This is a genomic window from Nocardioides sp. Soil774 (genome assembly GCF_001428125.1).
GTDB lineage: Bacteria > Actinomycetota > Actinomycetes > Propionibacteriales > Nocardioidaceae > Nocardioides.
This window is the reverse complement of the sequence record NZ_LMSM01000008.1, coordinates 19,135-42,325: the sequence shown is the minus strand read 5'-3', so window position 1 is coordinate 42,325 and position 23,191 is coordinate 19,135. Positions and strand designations below refer to the sequence as shown.

Here is a 23,191-nt window from a genome sequence, read left to right as displayed (position 1 = left end):
GGGCTCAGCCCTGGTCCGAGTCCTTGCGGGTGAACCAGCCGCCCGAGCCGTCGGTCTCGATCGGCTTGCCCGGCATCTCCTGCGCACCCGGCGTGCGGCGCGGCAGCAGCGGCGACTGGCCGGTCGCGGACTCGTCGGTGGCCGGGGAGTCGGCAGCGGTGTCAGGGGCGGTGTCAGGGGTGAGGTCGCGGTTGACGTCGGCGGGCGCGGTCGGCTGCTGGTCGACCGTGCCGGGGACCTGGGGGGCGTAGTCGTCGGCGCGCTCGTCGACACGGGGGTCGAGACGGTCCGCGGCACGGATCTGGCCCTCGTGGGCGGCCTCGGCCTGCTGCGCCGCCAGCTGGGCCTCGCGCGCCTCGGCCTCGGCCTGCTCGGCGCGGGCGCGGGCCTCTGCGGCCTCCGCCTCGGCCTGCGCGGCGCGCTCCTGGGCGGGCGGGATCGTCGTACGTGCCTGGCCGGCCGCCTCGTGACGCAGCTGGTCGGCGCGGGCGATGTTGGCCTGCTGGTTCCTCTGGCGGATCACCGCGAACGCCGCGGCGAGCACGACCAGGAGGATGACGATGATGATGATGAGCGCGGTCACGAGGCACCTCTCGGAGTACAGGGAGGTGCCAGTGTGTCAGAGCCCACGGCTCATGCGCGGTGGGTTCCGCCGGTCCCGTCGGTGCGGCGCGGGTCGTCCGCGTCGAGGACGGTGTCGGGGTCGTCGGTCCGCGCACCGGTCTGCGTGGTGCCGGGTGCGTAGTCGTCGGACGCGGTGTCCACGCGGGGGTCGACCTGGTCGGCGGTCCGCAGCCGGTCCTCGTGGACGGCCTGCTGCTGGGTCGCGGCGACCTGCGCCTCGCGCGCCTGCTGCTGGGCCCGCTCGGCCTCGAGCTGGGCGCGCTCGGCCTCCGCCTCGGCCTCCTTGGCGCGCACCTGGGTCTCGGGGAGCTCGCTGGCGTGCTGGTGGGCCTCCTCGCGCAGCTGCTCGGCCTGCGCGACCTGCTTCCTCTTGCGCTGCTGGGCGGCGACGAACGCGGCGATCGCCACCAGTGCAATCACGACGACGACGACGAGGATGATCCATGCGGTGGTGCTCATGACGTGCCCCTGCTTCCCGCGACCCCTTCAGGTCGCCTCCCTCACGACCGTGCCACAAGAGCCGTCGTTTGGTGTCCCCCGTCGGGGTGGGGGACACCGAACGCCGCGGGATCAGCGGATGACGGCCATCACCCGCTGTGCCGTGGTGTGGCCGAGCTGGTAGCCGTCGTCCATCGCGTCGCGGAAGTGCAGCCCTCCCCAGATGCGCGACTCGAGCGCGTCGTGCTCCAGGGCGCTGACCGTGGCGTACGTCCGCGTCTGCGAGCCCACCCGGAGCACGAGGGTGGTGTCGTCGCCGAACGTCTGGCGCACCACCTCCGCGAACGGTGCGGTGGCCGCGGCGTGCCCGCTGGTGTAGTCGGAGTACGCCGGTGTGGGCAGCAGGCCGACCCAGCCGGTCTGCGGAGCGGTGTCGGGGTTGCCGTCGGTCGCCGCGCCAGCGATCGCCTGGAAGGGACGCCAGAAGCCGACGTCGTACTTCAGCCGGAACGTCTGGATGAAGCTGGTGAGCACCGCCGCGTCGATCCTCGCGAACAGCCGCGTCGTGGGCAGCAGGCCCAGCGGCTCGGCGTCGAGGAGGTCGCAGACGGCGAGGCGGTAGCCCGCGCTCACGGTCGGCGCGGCGAAGAACTGCGAGATGGCGGTCTGCTCCGCCGTCCGCGTCGTCGAGGTCGCGGACCCCACGGACGCGACCTCGCGGAAGTCCGCGGCGTAGGCGGCGCTCGTCAGCGGGTGGGGTCCGTCGAGGGCGACGGGCTCGACGGCCACCACGGGCTTGAGGAAGCCGAGCCAGGCCAGCGCCATGCCGGTCGCGGGCGGCTGCCACACGCCGGGTGCCGGCGCCCTCTGGTAGACGATCGTGGTGTCGAAGCGTCCGTCGCCGACCCGGGACGCGATCATCTCGTCGGCCGCGGCGGCACCGATCGCGGCTCCGGCGTCGGCCTTCCAGCCGTCCGGCACGCGCGCCATGGTGGCCGCGAGGTCGGCGTCGAGGTGGGCCCGCGACGCCGGGAAGTACTCCCACAGGACGTCGTGCGCCGCCGTCGCAACGGCGGCGGTGGCCGCGACCCGGCCCCGGCGCTGGGCCTCCCGTGCTGCGTCGTGCACGGCGAGCGAGGTGAAGGCGAGGTACATCGAGCCGACCGGGGGCGCCGGGGCGGGCACCGTCTCGGTCCAGATGGTGCGCACCGCGATGCGCTGCCATGCGACGGCCGCCTCGGCGGCCTTGATGTGGTCGTCCTGCGGCCCAGCACCGACACGGGCCGGGCGAGTGCCGGCGGCCGGGGCGCTGGCGCCGCCGACGAGGAGGAGCGGGACGACGAGCACACCGGCGCTGAGCGCGACCAGGGTGCGGCGGAGGGAGGTCATGGGCGTGCCTCTCGGTCGAAGGGAGTGTCCTTCGAGTCAAGCCAGACCGGCGACCGCGCGATATTCGCTTCCCGGCGTATCTCTGGCCGGCTCGACCACCTCGCCCCGCGGCGACCAGGCCTGCGGGCGCCCCTCGAACGCCGCCACCGCGGCCATCCGGCTGTGCACCCCGAGCTTGCGGTAGGCGTGCTCGAGGTGCTTGCGCACGGTGGCCACCGAGACGAAGAGGTCGGCCGCGATGTCGGAGTTCGAGCGGCCCGTGGCGACCAGCTGCAGCACCCGGCGCTCGGTCAGGGTGAGCGAGTCGGGGAGGCAGGGGGTCGGCCGCGTGCGCATGAGCCGCTGGAGCGCGGGGCTGATCATGCGGAGCAGGGCGATCTCGCCCTCGGAGAAGGGCCGGGTGTAGCGGTCGAGGGCGAGCTGGACGACGTGGTCGGGCCCGCACCTGAACCCGAGGGTGACCCCGTCGGTGATGCCGTAGTGGCGCAGCACCTCCCGCTCGGCGCGCTGACGGCCCTGGTGCACGAGACCGAGCATCAGGGGGCCGTCACAGACCTGCAGGTTGTCGAGCGCCACCGGGGCCGAGGAGAAGGCGATCTGCTCGACGACGTAGCCCGTGGAGTCGGCCAGGTCGATCTCGATCGCGTCGCACGGCACGAGCCGGTCCACGAGGGCGAGCACGACCTGCGGTGGCGCGGCGCCCGGGACGGCCTCCAGCGCGACCAGCCGGCGCAGGGTGTCCTGCTGCCGTTCGTCCAGCACGATGTCAGCCACGGCGCGCCTCCTCCCCGACGTCGCGCCTCTCGTCACGGTAGGCCTGACGCGCCGGCGGCGCATGCTGGTCCAGACCCCGGCCCCGCCCTTCACCGGTCTGGGATCCGAGACACGGACCACTCGCCGACCACTGGTGGGCGGCCTCCCGCGGGCGTTGGATGACACTCATGCAGAGCACCCACACCACTGCGTCGCCGGTCGAGGTCGGCGTCGGCCCCGTGTCCTTCGACGACCTCGTCCGCGTCGCCCGCGAGGGCGCACCCGTGACGCTCGCGGACGACGCGCTCGACGCGATCGACCGCGCCCGCGCCGTCATCGAGGAGCTCGCCGCCGCCGAGACCCCGTCCTACGGCGTCAGCACCGGCTTCGGGGCGCTGGCCACCCGGCACATCCCGGTGGAGATGCGTGCCCAGCTCCAGCGCTCGCTCGTCCGCTCGCACGCGGCCGGGTCCGGTCCCGAGGTGGAGCGCGAGGTGGTGCGCGCGCTCATGCTGCTGCGCCTCTCGACGCTCGCGACGGGACGCACCGGCGTACGCCGCGGGACCGCGCAGCTCATGGCCGACCTGCTCTCCCACGGCATCACGCCCGTGGTCCGCGAGTACGGCTCCCTCGGGTGCTCCGGCGACCTGGCGCCGCTGTCGCACTGCGCCCTGGCGCTGATGGGCGAGGGCGAGGTGCGCGACGCCTCCGGCACCCTCCTCCCGGCCGCCGAGGCCCTTGCCGCCGTCGGCCTGGAGCCGGTGGAGCTCGCGGCCAAGGAGGGCCTGGCGCTCATCAACGGCACCGACGGCATGCTGGGCATGCTGGTGCTGGCGATCGCCGACCTGCGGATGCTGCTGCGCACGGCCGACGTCGCGGCCGCGATGAGCGTCGAGGCCCAGCTCGGCACCGACCGGGTGTTCGCCCCCGAGCTCCAGGCGATCCGGCCCCACCCCGGGCAGGCGCTGTCGGCGGCCAACCTCACCGCGCTCCTGGTCGGCTCCGGGGTCGTCGCCTCCCACCGCACCGGGCCAAGCAACACGGTGGAGTGCAACCGCGTCCAGGACGCCTACTCCCTGCGTTGCTCGCCGCAGGTGCACGGAGCCGCCCGCGACACCGTCGAGCACGCGGCGACGGTGGCCGGGCGCGAGCTGGCCAGCGCGATCGACAACCCGGTCGTCATCGGTGACCGCGTCGAGTCCAACGGCAACTTCCACGGCGCCCCGGTCGCGTACGTCCTCGACTTCCTCGCCATCGTCGCCGCCGACGTCGCCTCGATCAGCGAGCGGCGTACGGACCGGTTCCTCGACAAGGCCCGCAACCACGGCCTGCCGCCCTTCCTTGCCGACGACCCCGGCGTCGACAGCGGCCACATGATCGCGCAGTACACCCAGGCCTCCATCGTCTCCGAGCTCAAGCGGCTGGCGGTGCCGGCGTCGGTCGACTCGATCCCCTCCAGCGCGATGCAGGAGGACCACGTGTCGATGGGCTGGAACGCCGCACGCAAGCTGCGCCGCTCCGTCGACGGCCTGGCCCGGGTGGTCGCCGTCGAGGTGCTCACCGCCGCCCGCGCGCTCGACCTGCGCGCCCCGCTGACGCCCGCCCCCGCGACGGCCGCCGTCGTCGCGCTGCTGCGCCGGTCCGGCATCGAGGGCCCCGGCCCCGACCGCCACCTCTCGCCCGAGATCGAGGCCACCGTCGACCTCGTCCAGTCCGGCGCGGTCCTCGCCGCCGCCTCGTCCGTGATCGGAGAACTCGCATGACCAACCCCCGCCTGCCCATCCACGCCGCCCACGGCACCGAGCTGACCGCGAAGTCGTGGCAGACCGAGGCGCCGCTGCGGATGCTGATGAACAACCTCGACCCCGACAACGCCGAGCGTCCGGAGGACCTCGTCGTCTACGGGGGCACCGGGAAGGCCGCGCGCAGCTGGGAGGCGTACGACGCCATCGTGGCCTCGCTGCGCGACCTCGAGGACGACGAGACGCTGCTCGTGCAGTCGGGCAAGCCCGTCGGCATCATGCGCACCCACGCCTGGGCACCGCGGGTGCTCATCGCGAACTCCAACCTCGTCGGCGACTGGGCCGACTGGGAGGAGTTCCGCCGGCTCGAGGACCTCGGGCTCACGATGTACGGCCAGATGACGGCCGGCTCGTGGATCTACATCGGCACCCAGGGCATCCTCCAGGGCACCTTCGAGACCTTCGCCGCCGTCGCGGACAAGCGGTTCGGCGGGACGCTGGCCGGGACGATCACGCTCACTGCCGGCCTCGGCGGCATGGGCGGCGCGCAGCCGCTCGCCGTCACGATGAACGACGGCGTGGCGATCTGCGTCGAGTGCGACCAGCACCGCATCGACCGCCGCCTCGAGACCCGCTACCTCGACGTGCAGGCGCGCGACCTCGACCACGCGGTCGAGCTGGCACTGCAGGCCCGCGACGAGCGCCGCGGCCTGTCCATCGGCGTCCTCGGCAACGCCGCCGAGCTCGTGCCGGCGCTGCTCGAGCGCCACCTCGACCGGGTCGAGGCCGGCGACGGTCCGCTCGTCGACGTCGTCACCGACCAGACCTCGGCGCACGACCCGCTGTTCTACCTGCCCGTCGGGACGGCGTACGACGACTGGGAGCGCGAGCGCACCCAGGACCCGCGCGGCTTCACCAAGCGCGCGCAGGAGTCGATGGCCCGCCACGTGCGCGCGATGGTGGAGTTCCAGGACGCCGGCGCGGAGGTCTTCGACTACGGCAACTCGATCCGCGACGAGGCCCGCAAGGGCGGCTACGACCGTGCCTTCGAGTTCCCCGGCTTCGTCCCTGCCTACATCCGTCCGCTCTTCTGCGAGGGCAAGGGCCCCTTCCGCTGGGCGGCGCTGTCGGGCGACCCCGCCGACATCCACGCCACCGACCGCGCGATCAAGGAGCTCTTCCCGGCCGACGAGAAGCCGGAGTACGCCCGCCTCCACAAGTGGCTCGACATGGCGAGCGAGCGGGTGCAGTTCCAGGGACTGCCGGCCCGCATCTGCTGGCTGGGCTACGGCGACCGCGCCAAGGCGGGCGCGCGCTTCAACGAGATGGTCGCCAGCGGCGAGCTGTCGGCGCCGATCGTCATCGGTCGCGACCACCTCGACTGCGGCTCGGTCGCCTCGCCCTACCGCGAGACCGAGGCCATGCTCGACGGCTCGGACGCCATCGCCGACTGGGCGATCCTCAACGCGCTCGTCAACACCGCGTCGGGCGCGACGTGGGTCTCGTTCCACCACGGCGGCGGCGTGGGCATCGGCCGCTCGCTGCACGCGGGGCAGGTCACCGTGGCCGACGGCACCCCGCTCGCGGCCGAGAAGATCGAGCGGGTGCTGACCAACGACCCGGGCATGGGCGTGATCCGCCACGTCGACGCGGGCTACGACCGTGCCGTCGAGGTCGCGGCCGAGCGCGGCGTACGGATTCCCATGTCCGAGGCCTGACCGGCCTGCCGCCCGTCCACGGCGGGGGTTGAGCGGACCGTGGTCCGCTCGACGCACGGCATGCCGTGCGTCGAGCGTCCCCGGCGGTCGACAAGTGCCGCCGTCGACGCTCGAGTCGTACGTCAGTCGAGCGGCGCGGGTGCCTGGGCGCGCGCGGCGAAGCGACCGTTGACCGGGCGCAGGCAGCCCTTGCCGAGCCCGACCTGGGCCAGGCCGGCCAGGTCACCGGCGGCGAGGCGCGAGCGGTAGACCCCGTCGGCATCCGCGCTCCACGCGCCGCCGAACATCATCTCGTCGGTGCCGACGGAGTGGTCGAGGCCGAAGGCGTGGCCGATCTCGTGCAGGAGCAGGTGGCCGATGCCGGGTACGCCGGTCGACTCGAAGCCGGCGGTGTACGCGGTGCCGTAGCTCTCGGTCAGCAGGGTGACGCCCGCCTGGGTCGTCATCTGCACGCGCTGGCCACCGGCGGAGCGGGCGTAGAAGCCGCGACGTGGACCGCCGAACCCGTCCGCGCCCCTCGCGGCGAAGGCCGGGACCTCGGCGTTGGTGCCCCACGCGATGACGAGGTTGGTGCGCTTCGGCAGGCGCGCGCTCTCGTCGGCGGCCGGGATCATGTGGGTGGTGCCGGTGTACTTCACCGTGATGCCGGTCGCGTAGGAGATCTGGGCCATCGCCAGGCGGGCGGCGTCGAGCCCGGCCTGGCCGGTGTCGTCGGCGTTGACCTTGTAGCGGACGGTCTGGCACGGGTTGAAGCGCCACGACGTCGCGCTCGACGTGCCGAGCAGGTCGTAGTCGGCGGGGTTGCCCACCGGGGCGTAGCCGCCGGAGATGCTTGCGGTCGTGCTCTTCACGAAGCGGGGGCCGCGGCCCGCCGCGCGGACCCGCACCTTGTGGTTGCCGTACCAGTCGAGTCGTGCGCTCACCCGGAACTTGCCGCTCCGCTTGCTCGTGTGCGAGCCGATGGTGATCCACCGGCCCTTCGTCCTCACCTGGAGCTGGATCCTGCGGTGCTTCCCGGGGGCCGTGCCGTGGGCCTCGAGTCGGTCGGTGCCGGCGACGTAGCTCGTGACGTCCCAGCGCACCTTCGCCCCGGCCCGGCCGGCCGCCTCGGCCGGCGTCGCGCCCACCACCGCGACGAGGGAGCTGGTCAGGACGGTGGCGAGCAGGGCTGCGTGCAGCCGACGGGTGCGCATTCGGGGCTCCTCGTGGTGGCGGGTGACCGGCTCCTCCTACCCGCCCGGGCGGCGGCCAAACGCGGAGCACGGGTGCGGCGGCGCGAGGACCAAACGGCTGACTTCCGGCGTCCGGTGCGGCAGGATCACGCCATGGCCACGGGGGACAAGAAGCCGGCGCGTGCGCGCGTCGTACTGACCGACATCAGCTCGCGCGCGTGGGAGCACCCGGCGGACCGGGGGGCGCTCGTCGCCCTCCGCAAGCTCAAGGGCTTCGACGTGCTGCTCAAGACCATGTCGGGGGTGTTCCGCGAGCGCGCCTGGCGCCTGACCCTGCTGGGCTCGGCGGTGCGGGTCGACGAGCGCCAGTTCGCCCGCCTGCACCGGCTGCTGGCCGAGGTCGGGCGGAGCCTGGACGCCACCGACCTGCCCGAGATGTACGTCCAGGCCGACCCCACGCTGACGGCGATGACCCTCGGCATGGACCGGCCGATCATCGTGCTGTCGTCGGGACTGGTGCACCACCTCGACGACGACGAGCTCCGCTTCGTCATCGGCCACGAGCTCGGCCACGCGATCAGCGGCCACGCGGTCTACCGCACGCTCCTGCTGCGGCTGCTGGGCCTCGGCGGCCTGCTCAACGCGATCCCCGGTGGCGCGATCGGCATCCGCATGGTCACGGTGGGGCTGCTGGAGTGGTCGCGCAAGGCGGAGCTGTCGGCCGACCGCGCCGGCCTGCTCGCCAGCCAGGACCCGACCGCCGCGCTGCGCACCCACATGAAGCTCGCCAGCGGCGGCACCCTCGACGAGCTCGACGTGACCTCGTTCCTCTCCCAGGGGGCGGAGTACGACGAGGGCGGCGACGTCCGCGAGTCGCTCATCAAGCTCTCCCTGCTGCAGCAGCAGAGCCACCCCTTCGCCGTCGTGCGCGCGACCGAGCTGCGGCGTTGGATCGACTCCGGCGCCTACACCGCGATCCTCGGCGGCGCCTACCCGCGCCGTGCCGACGACGACGAGGCCTCGGTGAGCGAGGCCGCGCAGGAGGCGGCGGCCAGCTATGCCGTCGCCTTCGAGCGCACCCAGGACACCCTCGGCCGCCTGGTCCACGACCTCGCGGGCTGGGTGGGCTCCGCGAGCACCTGGCTGGGCGACCGGTTCCGCCGCGGCGAGAGCGCCTGACCCCGGAAATGCGACAGACCCCGGTCGCCCAACGGCGACCGGGGTCCGGCACTGGCGTGGTGGAACTACCAGACGCGCCGGCTCGAGCCGCCGATCGGGACGAAGTTGAGCACCAGGCCGACCACGATGAGGATCAGGCCGATGGTGGTCAGGATGCTCTGGGGCAGCAGCAGCCCGAGGATGAGCAGGATCAGTCCGAGGACAATCATGTTTTCGCCTCCTAGTAAGCAGCCCACCGTGGGCAGCCGCCCCACTCTGGCGAACGCGCGCCCGTTTGGGAAGTCGGACCATCCCTGTGGGTGGGACTTTCGCCGTTCCCGGGTGCGTCAGCCCGCGTCCAGCGCCAGGACCGCCTCGTCGATCGCGAGCGTGCGTCGGGCCGACTCGACGTGCAGGTTCTCCACCATCTTGCCGTTGTAGGTCACCACTCCCGCGCCCTTGCCGGCCTCCCAGGCCGCGATCAGGCCGCGAGCGTCCTCGACGGCCGCCTCGCTGGGCGCGAAGGCGGCGTTGGCCCCCTCGACCTGCCCGGGGTGGATGAGGGTCTTGCCGTCGAAGCCCATCTGGCGGCCCTGCTCGCACTCGGCGAGGAAGCCCTCGGTGTCCTTGACGTCGTTGTAGACCCCGTCGATCACCGCGATGCCGGCGGCGCGGCCGGCCAGCAGGGCCGTGTGCAGGCTCGGGAGGATCGGGGCGCGGCCGGGGACGTGCTCGGCGTACAGCTCCTTCACGAGGTCGTTCGTGCCGAGCACGAAGGCGCCCAGCCGCTCGGAGGCACGCGCGATGGCGAGCGCGTCGAGGATCGCACCCGGCGTCTCGACCATGGCCCACAGCACCGTGTGGTCCGGGGCGCCGGCCTTCTCCATGGCGGCCACCAGCTGCTGGACCTCGGCGGCGCTGCCGACCTTGGGCACCACGATCGCGGCGGGGCCGGCCTGGCTCGCGGCGACGATGTCGTCGTCGTGCCACTCGGTGCCGATGCCGTTGACCCGGATGGTGACGGTGCGCCGGCCGTAGTCACCGCTCGCGGCCGCGGCGGCTGCCGCCTCGCGCGCGACGGGCTTGGCGTCGGGCGCGACCGCGTCCTCGAGGTCGAGGATCAGCGCGTCGCAGGCGATGCTCTTCGCCTTCTCCAGCGCCCGCTCGTTGGAGCTGGGCATGTAGAGGACGGAGCGGAGAGGGGTGAACTCGCTCATCTCAGGCCTCCGTCGAGATCGCGTCGTACTGCGCCTTGAGCTCGGGATCGATCGCGGCGAGCTCGTCGGCGAGGCGCACCATCACCTGGCACTGCTTCACCGAGGCGTCGTCCTCCATCTTGCCGTCGATCATGACCGCACCGGTGCCGTCGCCCATCGCCGCGATCACCCGGCGGGCGTGGGCGACGTCCTCGACGCTGGGGGAGAAGACCTGGTGGGCGATCTTGACCTGGACCGGGTGCAGGCTCCACGCGCCGACGCACCCGAGGAGGAAGGCGTTGCGGAACTGGTCCTCGCAGGCCTGCACGTCCTTGATGTCCCCGAACGGCCCGTAGTAGGGGTAGATGCCGTGCATCGCGCACGCGTCGACCATGCGGGCGATCGTGTAGTGCCACAGGTCCTGCTGGTACGTCGTGCGCTCGGCGTCGTACTGCGGCACGCCGAGGTCGTCGCGCGGCGGGTCCTGGCGCACGAGGTAGCCGGGGTGGCCGCCACCGACGCGGGTGGTCTTCATCCGGCGGTCGGCCGCGAGGTCGGCCGGGCCGAGGGAGAGGCCCTGCATGCGCGGGCTGGCGCCGCAGATCTCCTCGATGTTGGCCACGCCGCGGGCGGTCTCGAGGATCGCGTGCACCAGGATCGGGCGCTCGAGGCCGGCCTTGGCCTCGAGCTGCGCGAGCAGCCGGTCGACGTAGTGGATGTCCTCCGCGCCCTGCACCTTGGGCACCATGATGACGTCGAGCTTGTCGCCGACCTCGGTCACCAGGGTGACGAGGTCGTCGAGGCCCCACGGGCTGTCGAGCGAGTTGACGCGGGTCCACAGCTGGGTCGGGCCGAAGTCGGTGGATCGGGCGATGTCGACCAGGCCCTGGCGCGACTTCTCCTTGTTCTCCGCCTTGACGGCGTCCTCGAGGTTGCCGAGCAGCACGTCGACGGTGCCGACCATGCCGGGCACCTTGGCCGCCATCTTCTCGTTGCCGGGGTCGAAGAAGTGGATCGCGCGGCTCGGCCGGGCGGGGATCTCACGCAGCGGCGTCGGTGCGCCGACGGCGAGCGGGGCGAAGAATTCCTTGGCTGTCCGGGGCATGGTGCGCAAACTACCGCTGCTGGGCGCCGCGTCGATATGACGGATGTCTCTCGGCCAGCTCAGCGGCCGCGCCGCCACCACCGCCGCTTCGCCGACTCCGGATGCACGGCGGCCCGGACCGCCCGCTGCGCCTCGATGCGGGCCGTACGCCGCTCGCGCCAGGCCACGACCTCGGGGTCGACCTCACGGGTGGGCGTCACCACCGGCGGGCCGCCCTGCAGCTGGCGCCTGGCCTCGATGACGCGCCTGTTGAAGTCCTCGAGCTCGCGCCGCACGTCCGTCTCGGCCGTGATGCGATCGAGCCTGGCGTCGAGCTCGGCGTCCTCCTTGCGCAGCGCGATGGCGGGCGGGAGCAGCGCGATGTTCTCCCGCTCGACGAGCTTCTTGATCCACCAGTCGGGGTCGTGCTCGACCCCGAGGTCCTCGATCGGCTTGCCCTGGCCGGGGAGGTCGTCGAAGTCACCGCGCTCCATCGCGACGCGCAGCTGCTGCTCGACCCAGCTCGACTGGTGGGCGATGCGGGCGGCCGCGGCGGACCGTCCGGTGCGCTCGTCCCGCTCGGGCAGGCGGCGTACGGGCTCGCCGTGCTCGGGACCTGCGTCGTCGTGGGGACCGGACATCGTTCATCACCTCCGCGCGACCCAGTCTAGGAAGTGGTGCCCAGCCCGGGTCGGTCGCTGAAGGCGTGCGCCGGCGCGGCCATCAGCGCCGCGGCGGCCAGGAAGGCAGCGCCGGCACAGACCGCCCAGACGGTGAGGTAGCCGCCCAGCGGCGCCACCTGCTCGGCCGTCGCGTCCAGCGAGCCGGTGGCGGTCAGCGCGATGGCGAAGACGGCCGAGGCGATGGCACCGCCGACGGTCTTGGCGCCGTTGGTCATGCCGGTCGCGATCCCGGTGCGCTCCGGGGGCGCGGCGGCCGCGGCTGCCGCGGGCAGCGCCGCGACGAGGGCACCTGAGCCCAGGCCGGCGATGCCCATGTTGACCAGCGCCTGCCAGGTCTCGTCGTGGAAGGGCAGCCACAGCAGGTAGCCGAGCCCGACGAGCAGGCACGCGACGACCAGCGCACGTCGTACGCCGCCGAGCAGGCGGGTGGTCAGCGGCAGCGTGAACGCGCCGATCGCCAGCGTGACGACGTAGAGACCGATCAGGGTGGAGATGAAGGCGGGATCGGCGCCGAGGCCGTAGCCGCGCTCGGCGGGGTCGGCCTGCGCGTAGGTGGAGAGCGGGATCTGGCCGCCGAGCACCGGGACGCCGAAGAGGAAGGCGGTGACCTGCACCGGCCACTGGGCCGGCCCGGAGAGCAGGCGCACGTCGACGATCGGCTCGGGGTGGCGCTGCTCGAAGCGCCAGAACGCCACGAACACCGCGACGGCGACCACGATCGTCAGCCAGCCGCGGACCGAGCCGGGGCCGTCGAGGCGCAGCCAGACGAGCCCGCCCATGAGCACGCCGAGCGCCACGGTGACCAGCGCGAGCCCGGCCCAGTCGATGCTGCCGCCGGCGTCGTCGCCCGGCGCCTGCTCGATGCCGACGAGGACGACGACGAACACGGCCGTCACCACGATCGCGGGCATCGCGAGCAGGACGTTCATGTCGAGGGAGTCGACGAGCAGGCCGCTGGTGACCGCGCCCACGATCACCGCGAGCTCGAGCGAGCCGACGAGGATCGCGGCGCCGCGCCGGGTGAGCAGCTCCTGGCGGCCCGAGGTGCGGGTGCGGCGGTGGATGATCGCGATCTCCAGCGGCAGCCACACGACGTACGCGCCCTGGATCGCCCAGCCCACCAGGAAGGTCGAGAACGTCGGGGCGAGCGCCAACCACCACGAGCCGAGCGCGGTCACGGCCGTCGAGACGAGCAGCACCCGCTTGTGCCCGACCAGGTCGCCGAGGCGCGCGAGCAGCGGGATGCAGAGCGCGCTGACGATCAGCTGCGCGGCCTCGAACCAGTTGATGTCGCCCTCGCTGATCGCGAGGTGGTCGGCGATCTGGGGGTAGATCGGGGTGTAGTAGCCCTGCAGGATGCCGCTGGCGAACTCGACCAGCACGAGGAAGCCGACGACCGCGGCGAGCCCCTTCACGGCGGTCGGGGCGGTGGGCCGGGTGGTGGTCATCGCGGAAGCCTCTCGATCAACAGCTCGTACCACCGGGCGCCGTCGACCAGGTCGGCGACACCGAGGTGCTCGTCGTAGGAGTGGATGGCCTGGCGCTGCGCCTTGGTCATCCGGAAGGGGGCGAAGCGGTAGACGTGCCCGCTGATCGCGGTGAAGTGGCGCGAGTCGGTGGCGGCCATCATCACGTAGGGCGTGGCGACGGCCTCGGGGAAGACCTCGCCGATGCACACCTCGAGGAGCTCGAACGGCTCGTCCATCGGCGACACCGGTGACGGCTCGCCGGCCTCGATGACGTCGATGCGGATCGAGTCGTCGGCGACGGCCCTGCGGATGTGCTCGACCACGCCGGCCACCGTGTCGCCGACCATCACGCGGACGTTGAGCCCGGCCCTCGCCGTCGAGGCGATCACGTTGATGGCCGGCGACCCGCTGAGGGTGGTGGCCGCGACCGTCGTACGGGTCATGGCGGCGGCCTCGGGCCCGGCGGCGACCAGCGCCCGGGTGACGACGGGCGCCACCTTGTCGGCGCGGCCGAGCAGCGGGCGCAGCGGGAGCGGCACGTGGGGTGCGAGCCGGCGCAGGAGCTCGAGGGTCGGCGCGGGCGCGGAGGCGGGGAACGGCGCCTTCTCGACGCGCAGGATCGCGCGCGCGATGCGGGCCGTGGGCCCGTTGCGCGCCGGGGTGGAGGCGTGACCGCCTCGTCCCTCGGCGACCAGCTCGAGGGAGGTCGTGCCCTTCTCCGTCACGCCGATGACACCCAGCGGTGCCTGGACGCCGGGGAAGGCGCCGCCCGCGATCGCACCGCCCTCGTCGAGGACCAGCCACGGCGTGACCCCGCGCTCGCGCAGCACGGCGACGGCCTCGGGGGCGGCGGTGCCGCTGACCTCCTCGTCGCAGCCGAAGGACAGCCAGACGTCCTGGGAAGGGGTGTGCCCGGCCTCGAGGAGCGACTCGACGGCGTCGCAGATCGCGGCGACGCAGCCCTTGTCGTCGAGGGTGCCGCGGCCCCAGATCGCCGGCCCGGTGGACGATTCGTGGATCTCGCCGCCGAAGGGGTCGTGCTGCCACGGTGCCTCGGTGTCGACCGGCACGACGTCGAGGTGGGCCATGAGCACGACCGGCTTCGCCGCGCTCGCGCCGGCCCAGTGCAGCAGCAGGCCGTGGCTCCCGACGCGGGTCAGGTCGAGGCGCGCGTGGAGCAGCGGGAACTGGGCAGCCAGCTCGACCAGCAGCCGGTCGAAGGCGTCGGTGTCGACGCGGTCGGGGTCGCGGTCGGAGACGGTCGGGATGCGGACGAGGGCCTGCAGGGCGCTCACCACGCGGTCGGTCATGGGGTGACCGTAGTGCCCCAGCGTCCGCGGTGGACCAGATTCGTACGTCGCCCGCGACGCGCCGGCGAGCCCGCGGGGCCGGTGTCGGCGAGGCGGTGCCCGACGGTGATCGCGCCGACCGGCGCGTGGTCGTCGGGGATGCCGAAGGCGTCGCGGAAGGTGGGGAGGTGCTCCTCCTGGATCCCGAAGAAGCAGGCGCCGAGCCCCTCGTCGACGGCGGTCTGGAGGATCAGCAGCGCGGCCATCCCGGCGTCGACCCACCAGTAGGGCACCGGCCACCGGCCCTCGCTGCGGTCGGTCCAGCCCTTGTCCGGCTCGGCGTAGCGGTCGAGGTAGGCGTCCTTGCAGGCCAGCGGCACGATCACGACGGGTGCGGTGCGCATCCCGTCCAGCCAGGCGTTGTGCACGTCGGGGTCGGCCCCGGTCGTGCTCCAGAAGAGCGCGACGTCGTCCGGGGTGTCGAGCACCAGGAACGCCCAGCCCTGGCTGAAGCCGGCGTTGGGCGCGCGCTGGGCGTGCGCCAGCATGCGGTCCACGACCTGCGGGTCGACCGGGGCGTCGGCGTAGCGGCGGACCATGCGGCGACGGCGTACGACCTCGCGGAACTCCATGGACCCATCATCGGGCACCCGGAGCGGTCTGGGATCCGAGACGACTTGCCGGGGTCGCTCGTTGACCGGCCCCGACGATCCCGGTGGACTGGACGCATGTCCGCCATCGACGACTTCGAGCAGATGTGGCGTGACCTCGCGCCGGTGGGACGCTCCGCGTCGTCCGGCGGCTACTTCCGCCAGCCCTGGACCTCGGCCGAGTCCGAGCTGCGTGCGTGGTTCGCCGAGGCGTGCGCGGCGCGCGGGCTCGCCGTCGAGACCGACGGCATCGGCAACCAGGTCGCGTGGTGGTCGCCGCCGTCGGCCTCCGGGCCCGGCGTCCTCACCGGCTCGCACCTCGACTCGGTGCTCGACGGTGGGGCGTACGACGGTCCGCTCGGCGTCGTGTCGGCGCTGGCGGCCGTCGACGTGATGCGCGAGCGCGGTGTCACCCCGGCGCGTCCCCTCGGCCTGTCCGTCTTCGTGGAGGAGGAGGGCTCGCGCTTCGGCCGCGCCTGCCTGGGCTCGCGGCTGGTCACCGGTGCGACGACGTGGGAGCAGGCGCGCGAGCTGCGCGACCGCGACGGGGTCTTCCTCGCCGACGCCGTGCACGCCGCCGGCCTCGACCCGGCGGGCGGGCTGCTCTCGCTCGAGGGGGTCGGCACCTTCGTCGAGCTCCACGTCGAGCAGGGCCGCGACCTCGTCGACCGCGGCACCGCGGTCGGCCTCGCCAGCCAGATCTGGCCGCACGGGCGCTATCGATTCGACTTCGCGGGCCAGGCCAACCACGCCGGCACCACCCGCATGGAGGACCGGCACGACCCGATGCTGACCTACGCGATGACCGCCCTCGCGGCCAACAAGCAGGCGCGCCTGGCCGGGCAGCGCGCGACCTTCGGCCGGCTCCAGGTCGAGCCCAACGGCACCAACGCCGTCCCGTCGCTGGTCACCGCCTGGCTCGACGCCCGCGCGTCCTCCGACGACGCCCTGGCCGAGATGGTCGAGGCGATCGAGCGGCAGGCCGTCGACCGCGCCGGGCGCGACGGCACCTCGCTGACCGTGACCGCCGAGTCGGTGTCCGGGTCGGTCGCCTTCGACGCCGACCTCGCCGCCCGCCTCGCCGCCCTCGGCGACTGGCCGGTCATCCCCACCCAGGCCGGCCACGACGCCGGCATCCTGTCCGACGCCGGCGTCCCGACCGCGATGGTCTTCGTGCGCAACCCCACCGGGGTCTCCCACTCGCCCGACGAGCACGCCGAGACCCCCGACTGCCTGGCCGGGGTCGAGGCACTGGCCGACGTCCTCGAGGAGCTCACACGGTGACGGCCTACCTCCTCGAGCGGGCGTGGCTCGGCGACCGTTTCGCGGACGACGTGCTGGTCGAGGTCGACGGCGGGCGGTTCGCCTCCGTCACCCCCGACGCCGACCCGCAGCGGGCCGTCCCGGTCCGCGGCCTGGTCGTGCCCGGTCTGGCCAACACCCACAGCCACGCCTTCCACCGGGCCCTGCGCGGACGCACCCAGCGCGGCCGCGGGACGTTCTGGACCTGGCGGAGGCAGATGTACGACGTCGCCGCGCGGCTCGACCCCGACGCCTACCTCGCCCTCGCGCGGGCGACGTACCGCGAGATGGCGGCCGCCGGCATCACCTGCGTCGGCGAGTTCCACTACCTCCACCACCAGCCCGACGGGACGCCCTACGACGACCCGCACGAGATGGGCGAGGTGCTCGTGGAGGCCGCGCGGCAGGCGGGGATCCGCATCACGCTGCTCGACACCCTCTACCTCTCCGCCGGCTTCGGCGCGGCGCCGGAGGGGGCGCAGGTGCGCTACAGCGACGGGTCGGTCGACGCCTGGGCGGCTCGGCTCGACGGCTTCCGCGGGGCCCCCCAGGCCTGCAGCGGTGCGGCCGTGCACTCGGTGCGCGCGGTGCCCGCGTCCGACCTCGGCGCCGTGGCCGCGGCCGTCGGCGACCGTCCCTTCCACGCCCACCTCTCCGAGCAGGTCGCCGAGAACGAGGGCTGCCTCGAGGCCTACGGCGTCACGCCCGCGCGGCTGCTCGCCGACCACGGCCTCCTGGGCGAGCGCACCTCGCTGGTCCACGCGACCCACCTGGGCGACGACGACATCTCGGTCATCGGCGGAGCGCGCGCCCACGTGTCGTTCTGCCCGACCACCGAGCGCGACCTCGGCGACGGGATCGGGCCGTCGCGGCGCCTGCACGACGCGGGGGCGCGACTGACGCTCGGCTCCGACAGCCACGCGGTCATCGACCCCTTCGAGGAGATGCGTGCCGTCGAGCTCGACGAGCGGCTCGCCACCCAGCAGCGCGGCCACTGGAGCGCCGCCGAGCTCCTCGACGCCGCCACCGTGACCGGGCACGCCTCGCTCGGTTGGGCCGATGCCGGGGCCATCGCTGTCGGTCGGCGGGCCGACCTGGTCGTCCTCGACCCCGCCTCGGTGCGCACTGGGGGCGCGGGCCGTGACGAGAACGCGGTCGTCTTCGCCGCTGCGGCCGAGGACGTACGCCGGGTGATGGCGGACGGGCGGTGGGTCGTCGAGGAGGGCGACCGGGGCGCGATCGGGCGCGAGCTCGACGAGGCGATCGGGAGGATCTGGACATGAGCACCACCGTCATCACCGGCATCGGCGAGCTGGTGACCAACGACCCCGCCCGCGCCGAGCAGGGCGGGCTCCTCGGGCTCGTCGTGGACGCCGCCGTCGTCGTCGAGGGCAGCCGGATCGCCTGGGTGGGCCCTGCGGCCGAGGCCCCCGACGCCGACGTGCAGGTCGACGCGGGCGGACGCGCCGTCGTCCCGGGCTTCGTCGACTCCCACAGCCACCTCGTCTTCGCCGGTGACCGGTCCGCGGAGTTCGAGGCGCGGATGACCGGTGAGCCCTACTCCGCCGGTGGCATCCGCACCACCGTCGCGAGGACCCGCGCCGCGACCGACGAGCAGCTCACCTCCCACGTCGCCCGCCTCGTCGCGGAGATGCGCGCCCAGGGCACCACGACGGTCGAGATCAAGAGCGGCTACGGCCTCTCGGTCCACGACGAGGCACGAAGCCTCGCGGTGGCGCGCCAGTTCACCGACGAGACCACGTTCCTCGGTGCCCACGTCGTGCCTGCCGACACCACGCCCGAGGCGTACGTCGACCTCGTCACCGGCCCGATGCTCGCGGCCGCGGCGCCGCACGCCCGGTGGATCGACGTGTTCTGCGAGGACGGCGCCTTCGACGTCGACCAGGCTCGCGCCATCCTGGCGGCGGGGTCCGACGTCGGGCTGCGCGGCCGCCTCCACGCCAACCAGCTGACCTACGGCGGCGGCGTGCGGCTCGCTTGCGAGCTCGGCCTCGTGGCGGTCGACCACTGCACCTACCTGAGCCCGCTGGACGTTGAGTCGCTCAGCGACTCAGGCACCATCGCGACCCTGCTGCCCGGCGTGGAGTTCTCCACCCGCCAGCCCTACCCCGACGCCCGGGGGCTGCTCGACGCCGGCGTCAGGATCGCGCTCGCCAGCGACTGCAACCCGGGTTCGTGCTTCACCTCGTCGATGGCGTTGTGCGTCGCTCTCGCCGTGCGCGAGATGCGGATGAGCCCGGCCGAGGCGCTGCACGCCGCGACCGCGATGGGTGCAGCGGCGCTCGACCGGGACGACGTCGGGGTCATCGCCCCCGGCAAGGCGGCCGACCTCGTGCTCCTCGACGCGCCGTCGTACCTCCACCTCGCCTATCGCCCCGGCGTGCCGCTCGTGGCCGGCGTCTGGCAGGGCGGCCGCCCGGCCGTCTCGCGATAGTCCGCTGCCCGCCGGATCTGAGGTAGCAGGGGCCCACGACTAGGGCACCCGCCCGATGTCCGGCCCTACCTCACGGACGGACTCTCGACCCACGGTCCACCGACGGGCCGTGAGGAAGAGGAGAAGGCCATGTTCACCACCGACAGCTTCATCGGCGCCGAGATCGCCTACCGGCAGGACAAGGTGCGCCAGGACTACGGGACCCGCCGCTGGACCCGCGTCCGCACCGACGACACCGGCGAGTGACCCGCACCGCGATCGACCCACGGGTGTCGCAGCGGCACGACACAATGTCGTCCGTGCCGAGCCTGCGGACCACCGATCTCATCGGACGTGATGCCGAGCTGGAGGAGCTCTCCTCCCAGCTCGGCATCCGTGCGTCCGGGGCCGGCCGCACCGTGCACGCGATGCTCGTCGGCGGCGACGCGGGTGTCGGCAAGACCCGCCTGCTGATGGCCCTGCGCGACCAGGCGCTCGAGGCCGGCTGGCAGGTCGTGGCCGGTCACTGCCTCGACCTCGCCGACAGCTCCCTGCCCTACCTCCCCTTCTCGGAGGTCCTCGGTCGCGTGATGGCCGACCTGCCCGACGTCGCGACGCGGGTGCTCGAGCAGCACCCGACCCTCGCGCGCCTCCAGCCCGGGCGGCGCATCCGCAGCAGCGAGACCGCGTCGGGCGACCAGGCCCTCGACCGCGGCAACGTCTACGACGCGTTCGGCGACCTCCTCGCCGCCGTCGCCGAGCAGGCTCCCGTGCTGGTGGTGGTCGAGGACGCCCACTGGGCCGACGAGTCGACCCGCGACATGCTCAGCTTCCTGTTCTCCCGCCCCGTGCCGGGCGTCTCGCTCGTCGTCTCCTACCGCGCCGACGACCTCCACCGGCGCCACCCGCTGCGCCGCCAGGTCGCGGAGTGGATGCGGCTGCGCGGGGTCGACCGGCTCCAGCTCGACCCGCTCGCCGACGACGACGTACGACAGCTCGTGCGGGCGCTGCGTCCCGGCACCCTGTCGGAGGCGGAGTACGTCTCCATCGTCGACCGGGCCGAGGGCAACCCCTTCTTCGTGGAGGAGCTGGTCGGCGCCGCGTGGACGGGTCAGGTGCCGGGTGAGCTCGCCGACGTGCTGCTGGTCCACCTCGACCGGCTCGACGAGGTCACCCGTCGGGTCGTCCGCATCGTGTCGGTGGCGGGACGGCAGGTGAGCCACGGCCTGCTCGCCGCCGTCTCCGACCTGGCGCCCCACGAGCTCGAGGCCGCGCTGCGCACGGCGGTCGAGGCCAACGTGCTGGCTGCGTCGCGCGGCGACACCTATGCCTTCCGCCACGCCCTGCTCGGCGAGGCGGTCTACGACGACCTGCTCCCGGGCGAGCGCGTGCGCCTCCACGCCGACTTCGTCTCCGCGCTCGGCGAGGGTCGCGCGGTCGGCACCGCGGCCGAGCTGGCCCAGCACGCCCGTCGCGCCGACGACCGCCCGGTCGCGATCCGCGCGGCGGTCGAGGCCGGCGAGGAGGCACTCGCGGTCGGCGGTCCCTCGGAGGCCGCCACCCACTTCCTCGACGCGCTCGAGCTCATCGACACCTCGCGCACGCAGGTCACCGACCTCGACCCCCTCACCCTCGTACGCCGCTGCGCGGAGGCCCTGGTCGCGGCCGGCAGGGTGCCGAAGGCCGTGAAGGTGCTGCGCTCGCGCCTGGCGGCGATGCCGGCCGACGCCTCAGATGTCGACCGCGGCCAGCTGCTGACGGCGCTGGCGTCCGCGCTGCTCCTCACCGACACGACCGAGTCCCCGCGGGAGACCGCGGCCGGGGCCGTCGAGCTGTTGCGCGGCGGCCCGCCCAAGCTGCTGGCCCGGGCGCTCTTCGTCCACGCCGAGACCCTCGGCAACTGGCACGCCGACGAGGCGCGGGCCGCGGCGCTGGAGGCGCTCGAGCTGGCCGAGCGCAACGACCTGACGAGCCTGGCGGTCGAGCTGCACACGACGCTGGCCGGTCTCGACCCCACCGGCGGCGAGGACCCCGGTGTGGGCTGGCGCGCCGCGGCCGACCGGGCCCGCGCGGCCGGCCTGCTCGAGCCGGAGCTGCGCGCCCTCTACTTCCTCGGCCGGCTGCATCACGACCGCGGCGACCTCGACGCCGCGGGCGAGGTCTACCGCGAGGTGCTGGCGCGCAGCGAGCTCGGCGGCCTGGCCTGGTCGCCCTACCCCGCCGAGGCCCGGCTGCTGCTCGCCGTCGCGCTCACCCACCAGGGCCGCCTCGGCAAGGCGTGGTGGACCCTCGACGTCAGCGGCCAGGACCCGCCGATGGTCTACGAGTGGATGTACTTCGCGCACCAGGTCTTCATCCAGTTCGGCCTGCGCGGCGACCCGCACAGCGACAACGCCCTCGCGCGGCTGCGCGAGCACTGGGGTGACGACGGCCTCACCGCCATCACTGCCGGCACCGCCGAGATCCTCCGGGCGGCCGCGGCCGACGACCCCGCTGCCGCACTGAAGGTGTACGACGACGTCGTGGCCGCCGTCGTGCCGCTGTGGCACGAGTGGTTCCAGGCCCGGCTGCGCCTCGCGACGCTGGTGGTCGGGACCTTCGCCACCGCCGCGCGGCACCAGTCCGCCGAGGAGCGCGAGACCGCCCGCGCCGACGTGGAGCGGCTGATGGCCGACGGCGCCCGCGTCATCGACTTCTACTCCCGCTACGACGCCAGCCGGGGCCCGGAATACCGGATGTGGGTGGCGCGCCGCAGCGCGGAGCACCTGCGCTGGCGCTGGCTGGCGCAGGTGGACCCTCCGTCCAGCGACGACCTCGTCCAGGGGTGGCGCGCCGCGGAGGAGGCGGCGTCCGCCTACGGCAGCGTCCCCGAGCTCGCGCAGGTCCGGGTGCGCCTGGCCGGCGTGCTGCGCGCGGCGGGCGACGCGGCCGCCGCCCGGCAGGTGGCCGACCTGGCCCGCGAGGCCGCACACGCGATGAAGGCGGCCCCGCTCCTGGCCGAGCTGCTCGCGCAGGGATCGGCGCCCGCCCCCGCGACGGGGACGCCCGCCTCGGTGCTCACCCCGCGCGAGGGCGAGATCCTGGCGCTGGTGGCCGAGGGACGCAGCAACGGCGAGATCGGCAAGCAGCTGTTCATCAGCACCAAGACCGTGTCGGTCCACGTCTCGAACATCCTCGCCAAGCTCGACGCGGCCTCGCGCACCGAGGCCGCCGCCGTCGCCCGGCGCCGCGGCCTGCTCTGAGGCCCGGCGCCACCGGCCCTGACCCGGGTGGGCCAGACTTCACCGCATGGCTGACTTCCGGTGCTCGTTCGCCAGCGTCGAGGACGGCGAGCCGATCGTCGGCACGGCCCCCACCGACACCGACCTCCTGCTGGTCGAGTGCCCCGGACCGTGGGGCCGTGACGCGGTCACCGACAACAGGCTGCCCGCCGAGGTCCGCGAACACCTCGCCTCGCTCGACCTGAAGGTCTTCCTGCTGCGCCGCTACGACGGTGCCTCGGGCACGGGGACGCACGTCTTCCGGGCACGCGCCACCGCCGAGGGCTACGACGTCACCGCGACGGTGCTCGAGCGGCCGGAGGACCTCCTCGACCTCGACCTCGACCACATGGCGACGTACGACACCGACCTGTGGCTGGTGTGCACCAACGGCAAGCGCGACCGGTGCTGCGCCGAGATCGGTCGCCCGATCGCCGGCCTGCTGAGCCAGGAGTGGCCCGACGGCACGTGGGAGACGACCCACCTCGGCGGGCACCGGTTCTCCGGGACCCTCCTGGCCCTGCCGAGCGGGCTGACCCTGGGCCGGCTGGACACCGCCAACGCTCTCGCCTCCTGCGAGGCCGTCGAGCGTGGCGAGGTGCCGCTCGACGTGTGCCGCGGACGCGCGGGCCGGCCCGGGGCCGAGCAGGCGCACGAGCTGCACGTCCTCGGCGGCGGCGACCCGGACGACGAGGTCGTGGCCGTGCCCGGACCGACGAGGCGCCAGTCGTGCGGCGACGACAAGGTGAAGGGGACCACGCGCTACGAGGTGCGCCCGCGCTGAGCGGCGAAAATCCGGTGCCGGGCACGCGGCACGGCTGGGAGAATCA

The 23,191-nt window shown here is 73.7% G+C and carries 20 protein-coding genes; 8 read left to right on the top strand and 12 right to left on the bottom strand.

The window, feature by feature from the left end; translation table 11 throughout:
* Positions 1-4: 4 nt before the first annotated feature.
* The 4 genes from ASG76_RS11470 to ASG76_RS11455 all read right to left on the bottom strand — a co-directional run bounded on the left by ASG76_RS11470 (position 5) and on the right by ASG76_RS11455 (position 3,225).
* The gene (locus ASG76_RS11470; protein ID WP_056603017.1) at positions 5-583 is read right to left on the bottom strand and encodes a hypothetical protein; all 579 of its coding nucleotides are present in this window, start codon (positions 581-583) and stop codon (positions 5-7) included.
* A gap of 50 nt (positions 584-633) precedes the next feature.
* Entirely contained in the window at positions 634-1,083 is a 450-nt protein-coding gene (locus ASG76_RS11465) for a hypothetical protein (protein ID WP_056603014.1), read from the bottom strand.
* Between the two features lie 111 nt (positions 1,084-1,194).
* Positions 1,195-2,451 (bottom strand): vanadium-dependent haloperoxidase, encoded by a 1,257-nt coding sequence (locus ASG76_RS11460; RefSeq protein ID WP_056603011.1) that lies wholly within the window; start codon positions 2,449-2,451, stop codon positions 1,195-1,197.
* 36 nt (positions 2,452-2,487) lie between these two features.
* A complete protein-coding gene (locus tag ASG76_RS11455) occupies positions 2,488-3,225 on the bottom strand; it encodes a helix-turn-helix transcriptional regulator (RefSeq protein WP_056603008.1) in 738 nt (245 codons plus the stop codon).
* A gap of 167 nt (positions 3,226-3,392) precedes the next feature.
* On the opposite strand from ASG76_RS11455, the gene hutH reads away from it, so the two are divergent.
* Both hutH and hutU read left to right on the top strand, forming a co-directional pair.
* Entirely contained in the window at positions 3,393-4,967 is a 1,575-nt protein-coding gene (gene hutH / locus ASG76_RS11450) for a histidine ammonia-lyase (RefSeq protein ID WP_157559082.1), read from the top strand.
* A complete protein-coding gene (gene hutU / locus ASG76_RS11445; RefSeq protein WP_056603003.1) occupies positions 4,964-6,664 on the top strand; it encodes a urocanate hydratase in 1,701 nt (566 codons plus the stop codon). The genes hutH and hutU overlap by 4 nt, the downstream gene beginning before the upstream one ends.
* Before the next feature lie 122 nt (positions 6,665-6,786).
* On the opposite strand, the gene ASG76_RS11440 is transcribed toward hutU, so the two are convergent.
* Complete coding sequence (locus tag ASG76_RS11440) at positions 6,787-7,857, bottom strand: hypothetical protein (protein ID WP_056603000.1); 1,071 nt, start codon at positions 7,855-7,857, stop codon at positions 6,787-6,789.
* A 132-nt stretch (positions 7,858-7,989) separates the two neighbouring features.
* On the opposite strand from ASG76_RS11440, the gene ASG76_RS11435 reads away from it, so the two are divergent.
* The gene (locus tag ASG76_RS11435; RefSeq protein ID WP_056602997.1) at positions 7,990-9,015 is read left to right on the top strand and encodes a M48 family metallopeptidase; all 1,026 of its coding nucleotides are present in this window, start codon (positions 7,990-7,992) and stop codon (positions 9,013-9,015) included.
* 65 nt (positions 9,016-9,080) lie between these two features.
* Here the strand turns inward: ASG76_RS11435 and ASG76_RS19395 are convergent, their stop codons facing one another.
* The 7 genes from ASG76_RS19395 to ASG76_RS11405 all read right to left on the bottom strand — a co-directional run bounded on the left by ASG76_RS19395 (position 9,081) and on the right by ASG76_RS11405 (position 15,347).
* Positions 9,081-9,224, bottom strand: coding sequence for a hypothetical protein (locus tag ASG76_RS19395; protein ID WP_175507317.1), 144 nt, complete (start codon positions 9,222-9,224; stop codon positions 9,081-9,083).
* 117 nt (positions 9,225-9,341) lie between these two features.
* Positions 9,342-10,211, bottom strand: coding sequence for an HpcH/HpaI aldolase/citrate lyase family protein (locus ASG76_RS11430; protein WP_056602995.1), 870 nt, complete (start codon positions 10,209-10,211; stop codon positions 9,342-9,344).
* Position 10,212: 1 nt separating this feature from the next.
* Complete coding sequence (locus ASG76_RS11425; RefSeq protein WP_056602992.1) at positions 10,213-11,295, bottom strand: HpcH/HpaI aldolase/citrate lyase family protein; 1,083 nt, start codon at positions 11,293-11,295, stop codon at positions 10,213-10,215.
* A 59-nt stretch (positions 11,296-11,354) separates the two neighbouring features.
* On the bottom strand, positions 11,355-11,915 hold the full coding sequence (locus ASG76_RS11420; protein WP_056602989.1) for a DUF1992 domain-containing protein: 561 nt from the start codon (positions 11,913-11,915) through the stop codon (positions 11,355-11,357).
* A 26-nt stretch (positions 11,916-11,941) separates the two neighbouring features.
* Positions 11,942-13,405, bottom strand: coding sequence for an MFS transporter (locus ASG76_RS11415; RefSeq protein WP_056602986.1), 1,464 nt, complete (start codon positions 13,403-13,405; stop codon positions 11,942-11,944).
* Positions 13,402-14,736: a M20/M25/M40 family metallo-hydrolase gene (locus ASG76_RS11410; protein WP_056602983.1), complete on the bottom strand. Its 1,335-nt coding sequence runs from the start codon at positions 14,734-14,736 to the stop codon at positions 13,402-13,404. Before ASG76_RS11410 ends, ASG76_RS11415 begins: the two co-directional genes overlap by 4 nt.
* Positions 14,733-15,347 (bottom strand): nitroreductase family protein, encoded by a 615-nt coding sequence (locus tag ASG76_RS11405; RefSeq protein WP_056602980.1) that lies wholly within the window; start codon positions 15,345-15,347, stop codon positions 14,733-14,735. The genes ASG76_RS11410 and ASG76_RS11405 overlap by 4 nt, the downstream gene beginning before the upstream one ends.
* A gap of 96 nt (positions 15,348-15,443) precedes the next feature.
* Here ASG76_RS11405 and ASG76_RS11400 point away from each other — a divergent pair, with 96 nt between their 5' ends.
* The 5 genes from ASG76_RS11400 (at position 15,444) to ASG76_RS11380 (ending at position 23,145) form a co-directional block, all read left to right on the top strand.
* A complete protein-coding gene (locus ASG76_RS11400; protein ID WP_235529553.1) occupies positions 15,444-16,649 on the top strand; it encodes an allantoate amidohydrolase in 1,206 nt (401 codons plus the stop codon).
* Positions 16,646-17,950 carry a formimidoylglutamate deiminase gene (locus tag ASG76_RS11395; RefSeq protein WP_056602977.1) on the top strand — a complete coding sequence of 435 codons (1,305 nt, stop codon included), beginning with the start codon at positions 16,646-16,648 and terminating at the stop codon, positions 17,948-17,950. The genes ASG76_RS11400 and ASG76_RS11395 overlap by 4 nt, the downstream gene beginning before the upstream one ends.
* Positions 17,947-19,122, top strand: coding sequence for an imidazolonepropionase (gene hutI, locus ASG76_RS11390; protein ID WP_056602974.1), 1,176 nt, complete (start codon positions 17,947-17,949; stop codon positions 19,120-19,122). Before ASG76_RS11395 ends, hutI begins: the two co-directional genes overlap by 4 nt.
* A gap of 299 nt (positions 19,123-19,421) precedes the next feature.
* A complete protein-coding gene (locus tag ASG76_RS11385) occupies positions 19,422-22,343 on the top strand; it encodes a helix-turn-helix transcriptional regulator (protein ID WP_162254106.1) in 2,922 nt (973 codons plus the stop codon).
* Between the two features lie 46 nt (positions 22,344-22,389).
* Positions 22,390-23,145, top strand: a complete 756-nt coding sequence (locus ASG76_RS11380) for a sucrase ferredoxin (RefSeq protein ID WP_056602967.1) — start codon at positions 22,390-22,392, stop codon at positions 23,143-23,145.
* Positions 23,146-23,191: the final 46 nt, after the last annotated feature.

Coding starts and splice junctions, on each gene's coding strand:
- ASG76_RS11465 (WP_056603014.1), bottom strand. CDS start 1,083: ATGAGCACCACCGCATGGATCATCCTCGTCGTCGTCGTCGTGATTGCA.
- ASG76_RS11460 (WP_056603011.1), bottom strand. CDS start 2,451: ATGACCTCCCTCCGCCGCACCCTGGTCGCGCTCAGCGCCGGTGTGCTC.
- hutH (WP_157559082.1), top strand. CDS start 3,393: ATGCAGAGCACCCACACCACTGCGTCGCCGGTCGAGGTCGGCGTCGGC.
- hutU (WP_056603003.1), top strand. CDS start 4,964: ATGACCAACCCCCGCCTGCCCATCCACGCCGCCCACGGCACCGAGCTG.
- ASG76_RS11440 (WP_056603000.1), bottom strand. CDS start 7,857: ATGCGCACCCGTCGGCTGCACGCAGCCCTGCTCGCCACCGTCCTGACC.
- ASG76_RS11435 (WP_056602997.1), top strand. CDS start 7,990: ATGGCCACGGGGGACAAGAAGCCGGCGCGTGCGCGCGTCGTACTGACC.
- ASG76_RS19395 (WP_175507317.1), bottom strand. CDS start 9,224: ATGATTGTCCTCGGACTGATCCTGCTCATCCTCGGGCTGCTGCTGCCC.
- ASG76_RS11430 (WP_056602995.1), bottom strand. CDS start 10,211: ATGAGCGAGTTCACCCCTCTCCGCTCCGTCCTCTACATGCCCAGCTCC.
- ASG76_RS11425 (WP_056602992.1), bottom strand. CDS start 11,295: ATGCCCCGGACAGCCAAGGAATTCTTCGCCCCGCTCGCCGTCGGCGCA.
- ASG76_RS11420 (WP_056602989.1), bottom strand. CDS start 11,915: ATGTCCGGTCCCCACGACGACGCAGGTCCCGAGCACGGCGAGCCCGTA.
- ASG76_RS11415 (WP_056602986.1), bottom strand. CDS start 13,405: ATGACCACCACCCGGCCCACCGCCCCGACCGCCGTGAAGGGGCTCGCC.
- ASG76_RS11410 (WP_056602983.1), bottom strand. CDS start 14,736: ATGACCGACCGCGTGGTGAGCGCCCTGCAGGCCCTCGTCCGCATCCCG.
- ASG76_RS11405 (WP_056602980.1), bottom strand. CDS start 15,347: ATGGAGTTCCGCGAGGTCGTACGCCGTCGCCGCATGGTCCGCCGCTAC.
- ASG76_RS11400 (WP_235529553.1), top strand. CDS start 15,444: ATGTCCGCCATCGACGACTTCGAGCAGATGTGGCGTGACCTCGCGCCG.
- hutI (WP_056602974.1), top strand. CDS start 17,947: ATGAGCACCACCGTCATCACCGGCATCGGCGAGCTGGTGACCAACGAC.
- ASG76_RS11380 (WP_056602967.1), top strand. CDS start 22,390: ATGGCTGACTTCCGGTGCTCGTTCGCCAGCGTCGAGGACGGCGAGCCG.